Annotated in this window: 18 protein-coding genes; 8 read left to right on the forward strand and 10 right to left on the reverse strand. The window is 61.3% G+C overall.

Annotation, left to right across the window (positions count from 1 at the left end; all coding sequences use genetic code 11):
* The first annotated feature begins 252 nt into the window (after positions 1-252).
* The 7 genes from G9X64_RS02060 (at position 253) to G9X64_RS02090 (ending at position 7,091) form a co-directional block, all read left to right on the forward strand.
* Complete coding sequence (locus G9X64_RS02060) at positions 253-1,545, forward strand: flagellar hook protein FlgE (RefSeq protein WP_171375871.1); 1,293 nt, start codon at positions 253-255, stop codon at positions 1,543-1,545.
* 13 nt (positions 1,546-1,558) lie between these two features.
* Positions 1,559-3,019, forward strand: a complete 1,461-nt coding sequence (gene flgK, locus G9X64_RS02065; RefSeq protein ID WP_171375872.1) for a flagellar hook-associated protein FlgK — start codon at positions 1,559-1,561, stop codon at positions 3,017-3,019.
* A gap of 2 nt (positions 3,020-3,021) precedes the next feature.
* Positions 3,022-4,068, forward strand: coding sequence for a flagellar hook-associated family protein (locus G9X64_RS02070; RefSeq protein WP_168308184.1), 1,047 nt, complete (start codon positions 3,022-3,024; stop codon positions 4,066-4,068).
* A gap of 11 nt (positions 4,069-4,079) precedes the next feature.
* Positions 4,080-4,454, forward strand: coding sequence for a hypothetical protein (locus G9X64_RS02075; RefSeq protein WP_171375873.1), 375 nt, complete (start codon positions 4,080-4,082; stop codon positions 4,452-4,454).
* A gap of 155 nt (positions 4,455-4,609) precedes the next feature.
* Entirely contained in the window at positions 4,610-5,503 is an 894-nt protein-coding gene (locus tag G9X64_RS02080; protein WP_171375874.1) for a DUF6502 family protein, read from the forward strand.
* Positions 5,500-6,585 carry a DUF5666 domain-containing protein gene (locus G9X64_RS02085; protein ID WP_171375875.1) on the forward strand — a complete coding sequence of 362 codons (1,086 nt, stop codon included), beginning with the start codon at positions 5,500-5,502 and terminating at the stop codon, positions 6,583-6,585. Before G9X64_RS02080 ends, G9X64_RS02085 begins: the two co-directional genes overlap by 4 nt.
* Positions 6,586-6,842: 257 nt before the next feature.
* Positions 6,843-7,091: a hypothetical protein gene (locus tag G9X64_RS02090; protein ID WP_168308188.1), complete on the forward strand. Its 249-nt coding sequence runs from the start codon at positions 6,843-6,845 to the stop codon at positions 7,089-7,091.
* Positions 7,092-7,131: 40 nt separating this feature from the next.
* On the opposite strand, the gene G9X64_RS02095 is transcribed toward G9X64_RS02090, so the two are convergent.
* Together G9X64_RS02095 and G9X64_RS02100 are read right to left on the reverse strand one after the other, a co-directional pair.
* On the reverse strand, positions 7,132-7,545 hold the full coding sequence (locus G9X64_RS02095) for a type II toxin-antitoxin system VapC family toxin (protein WP_168308189.1): 414 nt from the start codon (positions 7,543-7,545) through the stop codon (positions 7,132-7,134).
* On the reverse strand, positions 7,542-7,790 hold the full coding sequence (locus G9X64_RS02100) for a type II toxin-antitoxin system VapB family antitoxin (protein WP_003550200.1): 249 nt from the start codon (positions 7,788-7,790) through the stop codon (positions 7,542-7,544). Before G9X64_RS02100 ends, G9X64_RS02095 begins: the two co-directional genes overlap by 4 nt.
* Positions 7,791-7,994: 204 nt before the next feature.
* On the opposite strand from G9X64_RS02100, the gene G9X64_RS02105 reads away from it, so the two are divergent.
* Entirely contained in the window at positions 7,995-9,812 is a 1,818-nt protein-coding gene (locus G9X64_RS02105; RefSeq protein WP_171375876.1) for a methyl-accepting chemotaxis protein, read from the forward strand.
* Between the two features lie 49 nt (positions 9,813-9,861).
* Here the strand turns inward: G9X64_RS02105 and doeB are convergent, their stop codons facing one another.
* The 8 genes from doeB to ehuB all read right to left on the reverse strand — a co-directional run bounded on the left by doeB (position 9,862) and on the right by ehuB (position 17,196).
* Positions 9,862-10,869 (reverse strand): N(2)-acetyl-L-2,4-diaminobutanoate deacetylase DoeB, encoded by a 1,008-nt coding sequence (gene doeB, locus G9X64_RS02110; RefSeq protein WP_168308191.1) that lies wholly within the window; start codon positions 10,867-10,869, stop codon positions 9,862-9,864.
* Between the two features lie 7 nt (positions 10,870-10,876).
* Complete coding sequence (doeA, locus tag G9X64_RS02115; protein ID WP_168308192.1) at positions 10,877-12,058, reverse strand: ectoine hydrolase DoeA; 1,182 nt, start codon at positions 12,056-12,058, stop codon at positions 10,877-10,879.
* Between the two features lie 32 nt (positions 12,059-12,090).
* On the reverse strand, positions 12,091-13,083 hold the full coding sequence (gene eutC / locus G9X64_RS02120; RefSeq protein WP_168308193.1) for an ectoine utilization protein EutC: 993 nt from the start codon (positions 13,081-13,083) through the stop codon (positions 12,091-12,093).
* Positions 13,080-14,081, reverse strand: coding sequence for a hydroxyectoine utilization dehydratase EutB (gene eutB, locus G9X64_RS02125; RefSeq protein WP_168308194.1), 1,002 nt, complete (start codon positions 14,079-14,081; stop codon positions 13,080-13,082). The genes eutC and eutB overlap by 4 nt, the downstream gene beginning before the upstream one ends.
* A 4-nt stretch (positions 14,082-14,085) precedes the next feature.
* Positions 14,086-14,865: an ectoine utilization protein EutA gene (gene eutA / locus G9X64_RS02130; RefSeq protein WP_168308195.1), complete on the reverse strand. Its 780-nt coding sequence runs from the start codon at positions 14,863-14,865 to the stop codon at positions 14,086-14,088.
* A 2-nt stretch (positions 14,866-14,867) separates the two neighbouring features.
* Positions 14,868-15,527 carry an ectoine/hydroxyectoine ABC transporter permease subunit EhuD gene (ehuD, locus tag G9X64_RS02135; RefSeq protein ID WP_168308196.1) on the reverse strand — a complete coding sequence of 220 codons (660 nt, stop codon included), beginning with the start codon at positions 15,525-15,527 and terminating at the stop codon, positions 14,868-14,870.
* A 4-nt stretch (positions 15,528-15,531) separates the two neighbouring features.
* Positions 15,532-16,191 carry an ectoine/hydroxyectoine ABC transporter permease subunit EhuC gene (ehuC, locus tag G9X64_RS02140; RefSeq protein WP_003550191.1) on the reverse strand — a complete coding sequence of 220 codons (660 nt, stop codon included), beginning with the start codon at positions 16,189-16,191 and terminating at the stop codon, positions 15,532-15,534.
* A gap of 156 nt (positions 16,192-16,347) precedes the next feature.
* The gene (ehuB, locus tag G9X64_RS02145) at positions 16,348-17,196 is read right to left on the reverse strand and encodes an ectoine/hydroxyectoine ABC transporter substrate-binding protein EhuB (RefSeq protein WP_168308197.1); all 849 of its coding nucleotides are present in this window, start codon (positions 17,194-17,196) and stop codon (positions 16,348-16,350) included.
* Positions 17,197-17,242 lie beyond the last annotated feature (46 nt).

Here is a 17,242-nt window from a genome sequence, read left to right on the forward strand (position 1 = left end):
GGCAGTGGTGCTGGCAGAGCCCTCAGCCGGGCCGCTCCTGAAATACTGAAACGTTGGTGTGCCGCCACAGGCGCACAATACTAGCGCGCGGATGAGCCGAGGCGCCTATCGCCATCACGGGGTCAGTCCAGACAATCAGATCATCGACCGGTGTCGGCCTTGCCCGGCGCCAGCGATGTCGTGCGCCCGCAACCCGGGCCCTGGAAGCCTGTCGTCACATGGCATGTTCCCAAACCATAAAGGAATCGAGCCATGAGCATTTTTGGAAGCATGAAAACCGCCGTCTCTGGCATGAGTGCACAGGCAAACCGGCTGAGCACGGTTTCCGACAATATCGCAAACGCGAATACCACCGGCTACAAGGCCGTTTCCACGTCCTTTTCGTCGCTGGTCCTGCCGTCTTCCTCGGGCAATTACAATTCGGGCGGCGTTCAGACATCCGTGCGCCAGGCGATTTCCCAACAGGGCGACATTTCCTATACGACTTCGGCCTACGACCTAGCGATCTCGGGAGACGGGTTCTTCATCGTGGAAAGCGCCGACGGCACGCCTGTGCTCACCCGGGCCGGCGACTTCTCGGTCGACAGCGACGGCAATCTCGTCAACGGTGCCGGCTTCACGCTCATGGGATATTCCTATGATTCCGGCGTGCCGGCGGTGGTCGTCAACGGCTTCGACGGCCTGGTGCCGGTCAACGTATCCCAATCGGGCTTGAGCGCCGTCGCTTCGAGCAGCGCCTATTTCAGCGGCAACCTGAATTCCGAAGCGACTGTCGTCACCGATACGACGACGCTGCCGAGCGCCAACACGGCAAGCGTCACCGACGACACGCAGAAGATGTCGCTGGTTGCCTATGACAGCCTCGGCGGCACCGTCCAGTACGACTATTACTTCACCAAGACCGGCGTCACGACGGATGCGAGCGGCGCGGTCACCGGCAGCACCTGGGAGGTCGCGGTTTACCGCAATGCTGATGCAGCCACTGGCAGCACGACGTCCTTTCCCTACTCTTCCGATGCCGTGAGCGTTGCAACGCTCTCCTTCGACGCCGGTGGCCAGCTGACCTCCGCAACCGATACCGACATCATCGATCCGGTGACGGCCAAGACGATTACCATGGACTATTCCGACTTCACCCAGCTTGCTTCCGACTTCTCGGCGACGGGCTCGGCAGACGGCCAGGCCGCAAGTGCCGTAAGCTCGGTGTCTATCGGTGCGGACGGCGTGGTGTCCGTCTCCTATGCGAACGGCGCGACGAAGGCTCTCTATCAGATCCCTCTCGCGACGGTTGCCAGCCCCGACAATCTGACGCTGCTCAGCGGCAACGTCTACAGTGCCAACGGATTGTCCGGCGTCACGGTTACCGGTTTTCCGCAGACGAACGGGCTTGGCTCCATCCAGTCCGGCGCTCTCGAAAGCTCGAATGTCGATCTCGCCGGCGAACTGACGGAGATGATCGAGGCGCAGCGCAGCTATACCGCCAATTCGAAGGTGTTTCAGACCGGCTCCGATATCATGGATGTCCTCGTCAATCTGAAACGATAGGGAGGGCGCCGGCATGTCGCTCACCTCCGCCTTGAACAGCGTGCAGAATATTTTCAACAATACGGGCCAGCAAAGCAGCGTCATCTCGACGAATATCGCCAATGTCGGAAATTCCGACTATGTGAGACGGGAGGCGTCGGTTACGACGTCTCTTTCCGGCGCCCAGGTCGTCAGTATCAGCCGGGCGCAGGAAACTGCTCTGCTTGCCCAGTATCTGCAAACGAATGCCAAGGACAGCGCCCAGCAGACGCTGGTGACCGGTCTCGAAAGCCTGAAGTCGCTGGTGGGCGGCAATGACTACGAGACCTCGCCGAGCACCTATCTCACGGCATTTCAGCAGGCGCTCCAGACATTCGCCACATCCCCGAGCAGCACGACCGCCGCGCAATCGGCCGTGACCGCCGCGCAGGATCTCGCCAATTCGCTCAATACCGCAAGCGACGGCGTCCAGTCGATCAGAGCCGAGGCGGATGCGGAGATTGCCACACAGGTCTCCACCTTGAATACGCTGCTGTCGCAGTTCGAGTCAGCCAACAATGCGGTCAAGCTGGCGACATCGACCGGCGCCGATACATCCTCGTCGCTCGACGAGCGTGAAAAGCTCCTGAAGCAGATCTCCTCGATCGTCGGCGTCACCTCCGCCGTGCGCGACAATAACGATATGGCGCTTTACACCTCGGACGGCACCGTACTGTTCGAGACCATCCCCCGAACCGTCACGTTCACCCCGACAGCGACTTACGTCGCGGGGACGGAAGGAAACTCCATCTACATCGACGGCGTTGCGCTCGACGCCGGCGAGGGATCGACGACGAGTGCCTCGGGCAGCCTGCAAGGGCTGCTGCAGCTTCGCGACGAGATCGCCCCGTCATTCCAGGCCCAGCTCGACGAGATCGCCAAGTCACTCGTCCAGATCTTCTCGGAAACCGACGGCAGCACCAGCGCGCCGGGACTTTTCGTGTGGACGACGGCGTCAGGCGCAACCGGGGGAACACCTGCTGCTTCCGACGATACGACAGGGATCGCCTCCACCATCTCGGTCAATCCAGCCGTCGTCACCAGCGAGGGCGGCGATGCGACGAAGCTGCGCGATGGCTCCATCAGCGGTATCACCGATCTCAACACCTCGGGAGACAGCGGCTTCTCGGACAATCTCGACGCCCTGTATGAGGCGCTGACGGAACAGCGCTCGTTCTCTTCGGACGCCGGTCTCTCCACGAAGCAAAGCCTGACGGACTACGCCAGCGCCTCCATCGGCTGGCTCGAACAATATCGAAGCGACGCCACCTCGGCCTCCGAAACCACGGCTGCCGCCTTGTCGCGCTCCGACGAGGCCTATTCCAACGAAACCGGCGTCAACCTCGACGAGGAACTGACACTGCTTCTCGACATCGAACAATCCTACAAAGCGGCGACAAAGATCCTGAACGTCATCGACGAGATGTTCCAGTCGCTCCTCGACATAGCGAGCTAGTCATGAAAGCATCTTTTGTCTCATCATCGGCGATGCAGAATGTTTTGCGGCTCACCATCAGCCAGTCCCAAGACAAGCTGCAGCAGGCCTCGACGGAAGCGACCACAGGAACCTACGCCGATATCGGCGTGTCCCTCGGCGCCGGCGCTGCAAAGTCGATCAATCTCACCAGCGCCATCGCCCAGGCCGCATCGTTCAAGATGAGCAATGCCGTCGTCGAATTGCGCATGAACGCATCGCAAACCGCTCTTTCGAGCCTCAAGGATGCTGGCGACAGCCTGGTGTCGAACCTGACCGCGCTCCAGGCGAGCCAGGATACGACGAGCATCGCCGTTGCCCTGCAGACGGCGAGCGCCACGATTTCGCAGCTGGTCTCGACGGCAAACACGTCAGTCAATGGCGAATTCCTGTTCGGCGGAACGAACCTCGACAGCCAGCCTCTGACCGATCAATCCTCGGCGGTCTCGGCTACGATCGTTTCCGCTCTGAACGATTATGCAACCGGTCTCGGAAAAGACGTCAGCGAGTTGACCGGCGAGGAAATCGGCAGCTTCATCACCGACACGGTCGAGCCGATGTTCTCCGAGAGCGCCTGGACGGATGCTTCCGAAGGCTGGTCGGCCGCTTCCAGTACCGACATGACAAGCCGGATTAGCGGATCGGAAACCATCACCTCGTCGACCAACGCCAATTCCGAAGGCATGCGCTATCTGGCCCTCGCCTCCGTCGTCGTCTCTGCCCTTTTCGGCCAGGATCTCAGCTCCGACGCGCAGAGCACCGTCGCATCCAAGGCGATCGCCTATGCGGCGCAGGCGACCTCCGGGATCGTGACGCAGCAAAGCGAACTCGGCCTCGCCCAGGAACGGCTCGAAAAGGCAAATGACGCGCTCGACGCTCAATCCACTCTGCTTCAGGGAAACCTCGTCGATCTCCAGGGCGTGGATACCTATGAGGCCTCGACGCTCGTCAACCAACTGCAGACGCAATTGGAAACGGCCTACACGCTCGTTTCGAAACTCCAGAGCCTGAGCCTGGTCAACTATCTCTGACGGATTGAAAAATGCGGGAATTCAAGCAGTTGCAAATACCGGCCCTCACGAGGGAGCCCAACACGACGTGTTCCGAAATCGTGGCGGAGGCGGCCTTCGCGCTTGCCTCCGGCATCATCGATACGATCCCCTTCGTCGGCAGCAAACTCGACGCGCAACAGCTGCGGGCATGGCCGCGATCGGGTGTCTTCACGGATGACGGCGTCGAGATGACCGGTACGCCCCCAGAAATATTCGAGCTTTGCGAGCTGCTGGCAGCCCACATCGAGAAAGGCACATCATTCGACGTTTTCGAGGTTTTCCACAAGATTGCACGCATCGACCGGCTGATCGACTGGCGCCACGGCGCCGTGCTGTCACCAGAGCCTCATCCGGTAACGCATTGACAGGAGACGCAAAATGCCTTCCCAATGGCGGCGCGATCACGGCCGCGACGCCAGGAAGCATGGCATAGGCTGGTCTTGCAGACTGCTTGTCCGTTGCGGCAGTCTGGACTTTCCCATAGGGGAGACTGAGGACGTTTGCCGAAGGTCTGCCGGCAATGGTCTTTCAGAGACCGAGTGTGTTCTTGATGTCGAAGCCGCGCGCGAAGCTACCCTTCTCCGAAGAGACCTTGCAGGCCATGCTGATCCGCGTGCTTCGCCCGCTGGTCAAGCTCGCACTCGCCTCCGGCTTCAACTTCATCTCTTTTTCGACCGTTCTTCGTCGCCTCTATATCGAGGTCGCAGAGAAGGAATTCGCGCTGCCGAACAAGAACCAGACGGATAGCCGCATCTCGCTTCTGACCGGCATTCACCGCAAGGACGTCAACCGGTTGCGCGGACAGGTGCTTGCGGCATCCTTCCTGACCACCGGCGTTTCGCAGACGAGCCGCATTCTCGCCAGATGGCTTGCCGATCCGTTTTATTGCAATGCGGAGGATCGGCCGAGTGCCCTGCCCCGGACCTCCAGCGACGGCGGTCCGTCATTCGAGAGCCTGGTGAGTGACATCACCAAGGACGTCCACCCCCGCTCCATCCTGGACGACTGGCTGGATAAAGGCATCGTCGTTCTCGATCAGAAAGGCTGGATCCAACTCGACCTCTCATCGATCGTCCCCAATGCCGGTGACGAAGCCCGTCGGCATTATTTTACGCGCAACCTCCGTGACCATGTGCAGGCGTCGGTCATGAACCTGATGAACGAGCCTCCTCCCAACTTCGAACGCGCGGTCCATTATGACGGGATATCACCTGTTCTCGCCGCCCGGCTCGACGAGATCGCGCGTGCGGAAGGAATGGCGTTGCTCCTGAAGCTCAACAAGATCGCCCATCAGGCTATCAAGGACGACCCCGGCGGCAACAGCCGCTGGATTGCTGGGCTCTATGTCATGACCGAGGAGGGCGAAACCGATCTTCAGGCAGACGCCGCATCCAAGACGGAGACGGACGAATGACCCCGTCGGCGATCTCGAGAAGGCAATTTCTGTTGGCCGGAATAGCGCTTCAGGTTCTGGGGCCCAAGATTGCCGCCGCGCAGCCGACGGGCACCAGCGATCACGGCATCGGCGGATCCGGACTTTCCATTCAGGGCGGCGGGGAGAACGAAGATCACGGCATCGGCGGAACGGGCATCGTCGGAACCATCCAAGGTTTTGGAAGCATCATCGTCAACAACATCCACATACCGTTCAGTGCAACGACACCGATCGAAATCGACGGCCGACGCGTTCGCGCGAGCGCGATGAAGGTCGGTCATGTCGCCCGGGTGCTGCTGACGGGCAAGCTTGCCGCCCGCATCACGATCGCCAGCGAAGTCCAGGGCCGCATCGACCGGATAGACAAGACCGGCCTGACCATACTGGGGCAAACGATCGACACGACGGGTGTTGCGACGAAGGGCCTGCGCAAGGGCAAGCAGGTTGCCGTGTTCGGCATCCGCAAACCTGACGGTACGATCATTGCCCGGCGCATCGAGCCCCGCTCCGTTTCCGAAGGCGCCCATGTTCGAGGCATCCCCGTCAAGAGCAGCAATCGCGTCCTGATCGGCGGCCTTTCGCTTGGAAGCACGCATGGATACCTGGCCGGCAAGCAAACGCTCGTGCGTCTCAAGGCCGTCGCCGATCGATTGATCATCACGCGCATTCAGTCTGAACCCCTTGTCCCGGGCTTGAAACGCGGCATCGTCAACGTCGAGACCTTCCGGCCGACCGATAAGGACCGGCCGGGCGCGGGACCCAGAGGGTCCACGCCTTTCGGCTCGATGCCGCCATCTCCTGATGGTCATGGCTTCGTCGATGTCGGCGTGCGGGACTCAAGCAGAATGACCGGCTTTCCCGATGGACGCATTCCGGACGGCTTCGGTTCGAGACGTCCGGGGGGGCCTTCGGATCGACCGCCGCCCGATCATTCGCCCTTCGGCAGAGGCGGGCCGGGCCGAGATTTTTCCGCTCCGGACAGAGGCGGGCCGCCAACTCAGGACGGCCCGCCGCCTGGGCCGCCGCCCCCGGGCCCGGGTCCGGGTCCGGGTCCGCGCTGAAAACGCTGTCACTCCTACGTTGACAAATGGGAAATTTTCCCATTTATTGTTCATGCGAATTCTGCTGCGGGTGATTCCTGGGAGGGTTTGCCGATTGGCTAACGGGTCCGCCCCACACCCGCTAGCCAATCGTTTGATTTTCAATCGTTCTGAGACTGTCAAACCCCATGTTCCTGAGTCATCGCAGGAATGGCCGATCCCGCAGGTTGGATGGCGCCATCCGAACCAAAACGTCATCGCCCAAGAGGAATCAGGAATTGTTTTTGCTGGAATGCGAACCGGATATGTCGGTGGAGATGGACGAACCGACCATCGTTGCAACCTGGGAAAACCGCGCTCAAATCATCGAAATTATGAGCAGTGCACGCACCATGAGCCAGGAATTTCAAGATCTTTGGAACAGCAGCGGCGGAAGGGGCCGGCTCAGCCAGGAAAACACGGACAGATTGGTCGAGCTCCTGCGCGAGATCGGCGCCCTGAACGAAAAGCTCCTGCGCTTGGCTTGAAAGGCCTCTCGGCTATGAGCGCCAAGCATGTTTCGGGAATTCAAAATTGCCATGGTGAAATCAACTCAAGACCTGTGGTCGCAAAGTCCCCCAGGTTTCGCGTCGCAAGTCGACCGCCATTAACCCGCGCAATAGCGGCTATCATGCCATCCGGAGCCGACATTCCACGCCCTTGACGAGCAGCAAGGCCCATAATGTCGCCATAAGCAAGAGCTGCCTCTTCGGTCAGACCGAAAATCCGGTCCGCGAAGCGACGGCGCCAGTCGGACAGCCCCTGTTCGAGGCGTTCGGCTCGCTGATCGGGTCGGATCTTCTGGATACCAAAAGCTATTTCCCCAATAGTCACCGTCGGTAACGCCACTTCTGCATCATGACGGACCAGCCATGCAATCACGGCCTCGTCGGGCGACTTTTTTAGGGTTTCCGATATGACGTTGGTATCGAGAAAGATCAAAGTTCGATGCCCTTGTGTGCGTGCCTGTCCTCTTTGATAACTGATTCAAGGTCGATATCCGTGCCACTTTGCTGCAAAAGACGAGCATAGAAGGTCGTGGCTGCCTCGCGGCCGGCTTCCCGTATTTCATACGATTCCAGAGCCCGCTCAACGATGTCAGCTATTGAGCGATTTTCGCGCCGGGCAAGCCGATGCGCAAGATCGCGTGCCTTCGCACTGCGCACGGAAAGTTGAGGTTCAGCCATGTCGGTCTCCTTTCATCTGTATATAAACATCAGCCTTCTAGCCATCAAGATGGCAACTGATGGCTAGGTACCACAAGTATTCAGGCTCTTGATTTCTTCCGACATCGAAAATAATTAACCATATTTCAGTGTTCTTGCCAAATAATGCCACACGTAGATCAGGCATCTCGAAGCAGATATGCCAAAAGTTATTTGGGGACAGTCGTGGCATTTACCATTGCTCGTAGTTTGGTGGCGTTTGGTGTCGCCGTTTCAGCCGGCCTTTTCATATCGATCGGTTTGCAGCAATCGGCGCTCGAACGGCTGAAGGTCAATGGTCCAGTCTACGAACAGGTGGTCTACGGCAAGGATTTGATCGCCGATATTCTGCCGCCGCCGTTGTTTGTAGTCGAATCCTACATGCTCTCCTTCGAGGCGAGCAAATTTCCCGAACTCACAGAAACCAATCTTGCCAAGATCGCAAATCTCAAGGCCGCTTACGACGACCGCCGCGCCTATTGGAAAACCACCCGGCTGCCGCAGGCTTTGAAGGACGAGCTTGAAAACGATGTCATCGCCAAAGGCGATGCATTCTGGGGGGTGATGAACAGTGAAATCATCCCGGCCCTGAACGCCAAGGATGAAGACAAGGCGCATGGTGCGATCGAGCAGTTGCACGGCGCCTTTCATTCGCACCAAGACGCGGTCGAGAAGCTCGTTGCCAATTCCGACGCTTTCCTGAAGGGCGAGGAACGCAATGCGACCTCGGAGATCGTCACCTGGACGGTCTATGCGGGTGCTGCGGGCTTCGGATCGTTCGGGCTGTTGCTGGTGGGGCTCTATCTTCTGCGACGCCGGGCGATCGTGCCGCTCGATGGCATGAAGGCCTATATGGGCAATCTTGCCGAAGGCGATTTTTCGACCGACGTGCCCTACGCCAACCGTTCCGACGAGATCGGAGCCATGTCCAAGGCCGTCGCGGTATTCCGCCGCAACGCGCTCGAGCGGCAGGACGCACAGAAGCGCGAGACCGCACTTCGCGATGCTGAATTCGAGCGTGAACGCAGCCAGCTGGCCGAAAAGGCCGCCGAGGAGCAGATCCGCGAAACGGTGATCGATCAGCTGACATACGGACTGGAACAGCTATCGACTGGCAATCTCGATTGCCGGATCAAGACACCCTTCGCCGCTGCCTACGAGACTTTGCGCGCGAAGTTCAATGACAGTATGGACGCTCTTTGCGCTTCGATGGCGGAGATTGCCCAGACCTCCAAGCAAGTGGGCAGTTCCGCGGCCGGCATCACGGATGCGGCTGACAGTCTTGCGTCGCGCACGGAACAGCAGGCCGCAATGCTCGAAGAAGCAACAGCGGCGCTCGATGAGATGAATGCCAAGGCGAAAGACGCCTCCAACCATGCCGGCAGGGCAACCGGCATGATGGCCGAGACCCGCACCAGTGCCGAACATTCGGCAGCCGTCGTTCGCGAAGCCATCGCAGCCATGGAAAGGATCGAAGGATCGTCAACCCAGATCGGCGATATCGTCAATGTCATCGATGAAATCGCTTTCCAGACCAATCTTCTGGCGCTGAATGCCGGGGTTGAAGCAGCCCGCGCGGGCGAAGCAGGCAAAGGTTTCGCGGTCGTTGCCCAGGAAGTGCGCGAGCTCGCCATGCTCTCGGCCAACGCCGCCAAGGAGATCAGAGCGCTGATTTCCACCTCCTCGTCTCAGGTCTCCACCGGGGTGCAGCTCGTCAACCGCACCGGCAAGGCGCTGCTGGAAATCGAAGGACAGGTCGAGCAGGTTGCCGGCCTAATCGCCCGCATCGTCTCGGTGTCCTCCGAGCAGGCGGTAGCGATCGGCGAGATCAATGCCTCCGTCAACGCCCTCGATCAGGTCACGCAACGCAACGCCGCCATGGCCGTCGAAACCGCCTCGGCCTGCCGGGCGCTCGGCAGCCAGACGCAGACATTGGAAGGGGTCGTCAGTCGCTTTCAGATCGACGCGGCCGCCGGCGGGTCAAAACCGCAGAAAGCTGCTTGACGTGTGATCGGCAGTCGAAATCGATCCTGCCTCTGCCTGTCCGACCACCTCAGTCCGTAACGATCGCCACGACGGCAACGCAATCACCAGCCTTGACCAGCCCTGGGAAATGCCGGGCACAAAGAATGCCATTCATGCTGGCGCGGATCTCGCGGGGGGCCACCCCGGTCCGTCCGGTCGGATAGATGCGAGCGATAACGGCATCGGCGGTGACGGCTTCACCGAGATCGATGACAGGTTCGATCAATCCGCCCTCCTCCGCGAGGGAGAAGCAGCGGCCGTCCGGCATGTCAAGCCAGGTCGTCGGACCGGGATCGACGGCGCCCGCGACGATCCCAGCATGGCGCAGCACGTTCATGGTGCCGCGCTTGGCAATCGCAGCACTTTTGGCCGTGGCGGTGCCGCCGCCGCCGAGTTCCGTGGTGATGAAGATCTTGCCCATCTCCTCGGCCGCGGTGTCGTACATGCCGACCGCATCGATCTCCAGCATCTTCATCGAATAGGGAGCGGCAAAGGCCGTCACGAATTCGAAGGCTTTTTCCTGCTGTTGCTTGTTCGGCAGGATGTGGGCTGCGCAGAACGGCAGAAAATCGAGAGTCTTGCCGCCGGAATGAAAATCGAGAACGAGATCCGCCATCGGCAGAAGCACACGGCTGAAATAGTCGGCGATCTTCTCGGTCACCGTGCCGTCCGGCCGGCCCGGGAAGCTGCGGTTCATGTTGCCCCTGTCGATCGGCGAAGTTCTGGTTCCCGCCTGGAATGCCGGATAATTCATGGCCGGCACGACGATGACAGTGCCACTCACCTCTTCGGCCTTTAGCGAGCGGGTAAGATCGAAGAGGGCGATCGGTCCTTCATACTCATCGCCGTGATTGCCGCCGGTCAGAAGGGCCGTAGGTCCCTTGCCGTTCCGGACGACCGTTATCGGCACCATCACCGATCCCCAGGCGGAATCGTCGCGGCTGTAAGGCAGGCGCAGGAAGCCGTGCTGGACGCCCTCGGCGGCGAAATTGACCGTCGCGCTGATCGGCGACGGCCGCAAGCCATTTTCTGTCATGACAGCCTCAATCCTTCACCATCAGCCTGCGCGGCACGTTGGCGAAGCATTCGACACCACTCTCGGTGATGAGGATGCTCTCGGTCGTCTCGAAACCCATGTCCTCGAGCCAGAGGCCGGTCATGAAATGGAAGGTCATGCCGGGCTTCAGTTCCGTCCGGTCGCCCGGCCGCAGGCTCATGGTGCGCTCGCCCCAGTCCGGCGGATAGGAAAGGCCGATCGGATAGCCCGTGCGGTTGTCCTTGACGATGCCGTATTTCTTCAGCACCGCGAAGAAGGCGTTGGCGATATCCTCGCAGGTATTGCCGGGTCTGGCGACTGCAAGACCGGCTTCCATGCCCTCCAGCGTCGCCTTTTCGGCATCGAGAAAGGCCTGCGTCGGCTTGCCGAGGAAGACGGTGCGCGACAGCGGCAGATGATAGCGGTTGTAGCAGCCGGCAATCTCGAAGAAGGTGCCCTCGCCCTTCTTCATCGGCCGGTCGTCCCAGGTCAGATGTGGTGCGGACGCTTCGACGCCGGACGGCAGCAGCGGCACGATCGCCGGATAATCGCCGCCGATGCCGTCGACGCCACGGGTGCCGGCATCATAGATTTCCGCAACCAGATCGCACTTGCGCATACCGACCTCGATCTTGTCGAAGATGCGGGCGTGCATCGCCTCGACGATACGGGCGGCATTGCGCATGTAGCCGATCTCGGTCTCGCTCTTGACGGCTCGCTGCCAGTTGACGAGGGCGGTCGCGTCGACGAAGCGAGCATTCGGCAGGTGCTTCTGCAGCGCCGCAAAGGCGGCGGCAGAAAACCAGTAATTGTCCATCTCGACGCCGATCGTCAGCTTGCCGAAGCCGCGCTCCGTCAGCATGCCCGAGAGGTAGTCCATCGGGTGGCGCTCGGTCGATTGCACATAGTGATCGGGATAGCCGACGATGTTGTCGTGCTTCAGATAGGCGGTGAACTTGGCACCATTGGCATCCTGGCCGCGGCCAAACCAGATCGGTTCGCCGTGCGGCGGCACGATCACCGCCTGGTGGACGTAAAAGGACCAGCCGTCATAGCCGGTCAGCCAGGCCATGTTCGACGGGTCGCTGACAACAAGCAGGTCTACGCCCTTCGCCTCCATGGCTCGCCGTGTCCTTTCCAGCCGCGCGGCATATTCGCCGAGCGAGAATTTGAGATTGGGCTGGGTCATATTTCTTCCCTTCTTTTCCGGCGCCGCGCCGGTCAGCTTTCGAACGTGGTTCCGGCATTCGCCGCACCGGCGCGGGCGAAGGCGAGCGTAGCGATGGCGGTATCCTGGATGCCGGTTCCGGTGAGGTCCGCGATGGTGATCTGGTCGTTGCGCGTCCGCCCCGGTGCCCGGCCGGCGACGATCTGGCCGAGTTCGGCGAAGACCGTATCGGCCGTGACCAGGCCGGCGTCGATTGCGTGATGCAACTCGCCGAGACGCCGCGTCTGCTTCAGGCTGTCGGCGACATAGACGTCGGCACCCACGATGGCAGCCGGATCGATCTCGTTCTTGTGTTCCGCATCCGAGCCCATGGCCGTCAGATGCTGTCCGGGTTCCAGCCACCCCGCCTTGATGATCGGAGTCTCAGAAGGCGTGGTGGTGACGATGAGATCAGCGCCGGTCACCGCACCTCTGGCCTCCGGTGTCGCGGTGACGGGAAAGCCGAGCTTTGTGGCCAATTCCGCTGCCACGGCTTGCGCCTTAGCAGCATCACGCGCCCATATCCTCGCCTCGCGGATCGGCCGGACCAGCGTCAGTGCTTCGAGCTGCAGCCGCGCCTGCATGCCCGCACCGAAGATCGTGGCCACGGATGCATTTTCCCGCGACAGATGTCTTGCCGCGACGGCGCCGGCTGCTGCGGTGCGCACGTCGGTGAGATAGCCATTGTCCAGTAGCAGCGCCTGCACCAGCCCGGTCCGGCTCGACAGCAGCACCATCATGCCGTTGGTACTCGGCAGTCCGATCTTGGGATTGTCGAAGAAGCCAGGGCTGATCTTGATCGCGAAGCCCTCGATGCCGGGCACATAGGCCGTCTTCACATCGACTTCGCCGCGATATTCCGGAATGTCGAGCCGCAGGATCGGCGGCATGGCGACGGCCTTGGTTGCAAGCGCTGCAAAAGCCTCCTCGATGCAGGCGACCGCATCTCGGTCAAGCCCGATGACTTTCCGCAGTTCCGCTTCCGTCAGAATGATCATCCGGCTCATGGTCTCTCCTCGCCGTAGAGCGGCTGCTTAGCGCTGATCACCCGCTGGTGCTGCTCCATGTCGACATTTTGCCCGGACAGGATCACGACGATGGGACCGTCGCCCCTGATTTTCCCGGCAAGTAGCGCGGCGATACCGACCGCGCCAGCGCCTTCGACGACTTGGCGTTCAGCGGCATAGGCATGGCGTATGCCGGCGGCGATTTCCGCTTCCGTCAGCAGGATGACCTCGTCGAGAAGGTCGCGGCACATGGCAAAAGTCAGGCGATTGTCGAGGCCGATGCCGCCGCCGAGCGAGTCGGCAAGGCTCGATACTTCCTCGACCTGCACCGGCCGTCCGGCATCGAGGCTTGCCTTCATCGCGGCGCCCTTCTCCATCGTCAGGCCGATCACCTTGGTCGTCGGACTGATGCCTTTGACCGCGGCGGCAACGCCGGCCGCAAGGCCACCGCCCGAGAGCGGCACCAGCACGATTGCCGCCTCCGGCAAGGTGTCGATGATTTCGAGCCCCATCGTCCCCTGCCCGGCTACAACATCAGGATGATCGAAGGGCGGGACCATCACCAGCCCCTCCTCGAGAACCAGCCGGTCGACCTCCTGTTGCGCCTCGTCCTGCGATACGCCGACGATGCGGACATCGGCGCCGAGGCGGCGGATTTCTGAAACCTTGTTCTCCGGCACCAGCCGCGACATGCAGATGGTCGCGACAGCGCCTTCCGCCTTTGCCGCATAGGCAAGCGCCCGGCCGTGATTTCCGGTCGAGGCTGCGGCGACGCCGCGCGAGCGCTCTGTCGCCGACAAGGAGAGCACCGCATTGGTCGCTCCGCGCAGTTTGAAGCTGCCGGTCGTCTGATGATGCTCGAGCTTGAGATGGACAGGTACGCCGGCCAATTCGCCAAGGGAAAAGGACTGCACCATCGGCGTGCCGAGTATGCGGCCGGCAATCCGGCGCGCCGCAGCGCGGATATCCTCCAGCGAGACGGGCAAGGTGCTCACCATGATCTTAGCCTTCCCAATAGGGCTTGGTCATCAATTGACCGAGTTCGGGCCGCGCCCGATCATCGCCGCAAAGCCGCAGGCAAGCCCAAGCGGTCGCGAGATTGCTGGTGACTACCGGCTTGCCGATTTCAGCCTCGATCCGGGCCGCGACCTCTGCTGCCCGCACCGCCGTACAGGAGATAAACAGCGCGTCCGACTGCGGCGCCAGCGCCTGACGCGCGAAGGCAAGGATCTCGTCCGGCGCGATCCGCGCCATCTCGCGATCATCGGTCAGGCCGAGACAGGTGAAGCGGTCGATCGCAAAGCCAAGATCGGCGAAATAGTCGGCCATCGGCCGGCTGGTCTCGATCGTATAGGGCGTCAGCACCGAAATCCGTCTGGCGCCCAGCGCCTTCAGGCCGGTCACGGCGACAGCCGTTGGCGTCACGACGGGCACGCCGGGCTTGGCCGCATGGATCGCCGCCTCGATATTCCGGTCGCCGATCACCACCGAGGCGGAGGTGCAGGAATAGACGATGGCATCGAGCGCCTCGTCCGGCAGGATCAGTGCCGCGCCTTCAGTCAGCGACGGCTGCATCTTCAGGAGATTTTCCGGCGTGACCGGATTGGCATAATGGATGCGGCTGACATAGATGCCGAGGCGATCGCTGGCGACCATGCGCTGGAAGTCGACTTCCGTCGTATGGTCGGTCGCGAGGATGACCAGGCCGATACGCTTTTCCAGCGGCCGGTCCTCCAGCCGCGGTGGCCGGCCGGCAGCGATGATCTCAATCTCTACGGTCATGATCAGTCGTCCATCCTGGCGTAGCGTTCCTCGAGCCAGCGTAATCCCACGACCGAGATCAGGCTGATGACGAGGAAGAAGACGCCGACCAGCGTCATCGGCTCGATGTAGCGGTAATTGCTGTTGGCGATGCTCTTTGCCTGGTTCATGAGTTCGAGCACGGTGATCGCCGAAAGCAGCGGCGTCTCCTTGAACATGGCGATGAAATAATTGGCGAGCGCCGGAATCATCGGCGGGATTGCCTGCGGCAGGATCACGTGGATCCAGGCCTGGCGCGTCGTCAGATTGGTGGCCTTGGCCGCCTCCCATTGTCCACGCGGCACATTCTCGATGCCGGCGCGATAGACCTCGGCGGTATAGGTCGCATAGTGAATGCCCATGCCGATGACGCCGGCGACCAGCGGCGCCAACCGGATGCCGATATCCGGCAGCACGTAGAAGATGAAGTAGAGCTGCACCAGCAATGGCGTGCCGCGGATGAATTCCGAGACGAAGCCGACCGTCCTGGAAATGCCGGCGACCGGTGAGCGCCGCGCAATGGCGAGCCCCAGGCCGACGATCATGGCAACGGCAGCGCCGAGGATGGTCGCGAGAAGAGTGATCTTGAACCCTTCGAGAAGGGTCGGCATGATCTGCCAGACGAAGTCCCAATCCCATTCCATCTGATCAGGTCCTTATGCCGTCGAGGCTGCGTGCCATCCGCCGCTCCAGCCAGCGCATCGTCGCGGAGATCGCCGAGGCCATGAGAAAATAGAGGATGAGGATCGTCGCGAAGGGCACCAGCGTATTGCCAGTTTGCGCCCGCACCACCTGCGCCTGGAACGTCATATCCGTCAGCGAGATCAGCGACACGACGGCCGTGCCCTTCAGGAGCTCGATCGCATTGTTGCAGAAGGTCGGCAACATCAGCGGCAGTGCCTGCGGCAGGATGACGTGGCGCATGCGCTGGTATCGCGAAAGGTTGAGCGCGATGCAGGCTTCCGACTGTTCGCGCCCGACAGCCTTGACGGCGCCGCGCACCACTTCCGCCGCATAGGCGCCGACATTCAGCCCGAGCGCCAGCACGCCCGCCTGCAGCGGCGTCAGGGTCAAGCCTGCGAAAGGCAGCACGAAATAGACCCAGAAGAGCTGGACGAAGATCGAGGTGCCGCGGAAGAACTCGATATAGGCCGTCGCCAGAGCCCGCACGGCAAAGAAGCGGGACAGGCGGCCGAGGCCGGCCAGGAAGGCCATCACCAGCGCCAGCGCAGACCCCATAATCGTCAATTCGAGCGTCACCAGGGCGCCCTCAAGGATCAGTGTCAGATAGCCGGACCATACCGACATCGGGAACTCGCTTCCTAGATCATGTCGCGCAAAATGGTGCAGCGGTTTTGCGATAACGACATGCGTAAAAACAAGGACCTAAAGCGCGACGCGCTTTGGGAGATCGTTGGGGGACAATCCGGCCATGCCCATGGCATGGCCGGCTGTTCACCTCATTTACTTCGCCGCGGCGCAGAGCTTCTCGCGGCTCGTCGACATCGCCGCCTTGGCCGAGAAACCATAGGGCTCGATGATCTTGGCGAATTCGCCGGATTCCTTCAGCTTCTTCAGCTCGACATCAAAGGCGTCGCGCAGTGCAACGTCCTGCTTGCGGAAGGCAGCGCCATCGCAATAGACCGGCGCATTGACGACGGGGGCGACGGTTTCGAGGTTCGGATCGTTCGCCTTAGCCATCAGATCGTGGATTGACAGAACCGGCAGCGAGTAGACGTCGATGCGGCCGTCCTGCAGCATCTTGATGCCGCTCTGGCCATCCGGAACGACGATGACGCGGTCGCGCGGCACGCCGGCTTCGAGCGCCAGCTTCTCCTCGGTGCCGCCGCCCGGCGCGCCGATCTTGGCGTCCGGATTGTCGGCGATGTCCTTGTAGCTCGTCAGCTTCAGCGGATTGCCCTTCTTGAGAGCGAAAGCTTCGGCGTCGCAAAGGATCGGTTCGGAATAGGCAACGGCGTTGCAGCGCTCGGGCTTCATGAAGAGGCCTGCGGTGATCGCGTCGTGGCGGCCGGCCTGCAGGCCGGGGATCATTGCGCCATATTCCGAGATCGAGGCGACCACTTCCTTGACGCCCAGCTTTTCGAAGATTGCGCGCGCCACATCGGGGGCAGCGCCAGACACCTTGCCGTCGGCGCCGACAGCGGTGAACGGCGGCTCGTTGGCGATGGCGATACGCGCAAAGCCTTGCTCCTTCAGCTGCTCGAGCTTGTCATCGGCGGCGGAGGCCGGGGCGGCCGTCATGGCCAGAAGCACCGACAGGCTGGCGGCGCTCAAAAGATATCCTGTTTTCATCGTTCCCAACTCCTCTGATTTTCCTTGAGTTTTGTTCTTACGGGCA

This window comes from Rhizobium sophorae (genome assembly GCF_013087515.1).
GTDB classification, from domain to species: Bacteria; Pseudomonadota; Alphaproteobacteria; order Rhizobiales; family Rhizobiaceae; genus Rhizobium; species Rhizobium sophorae.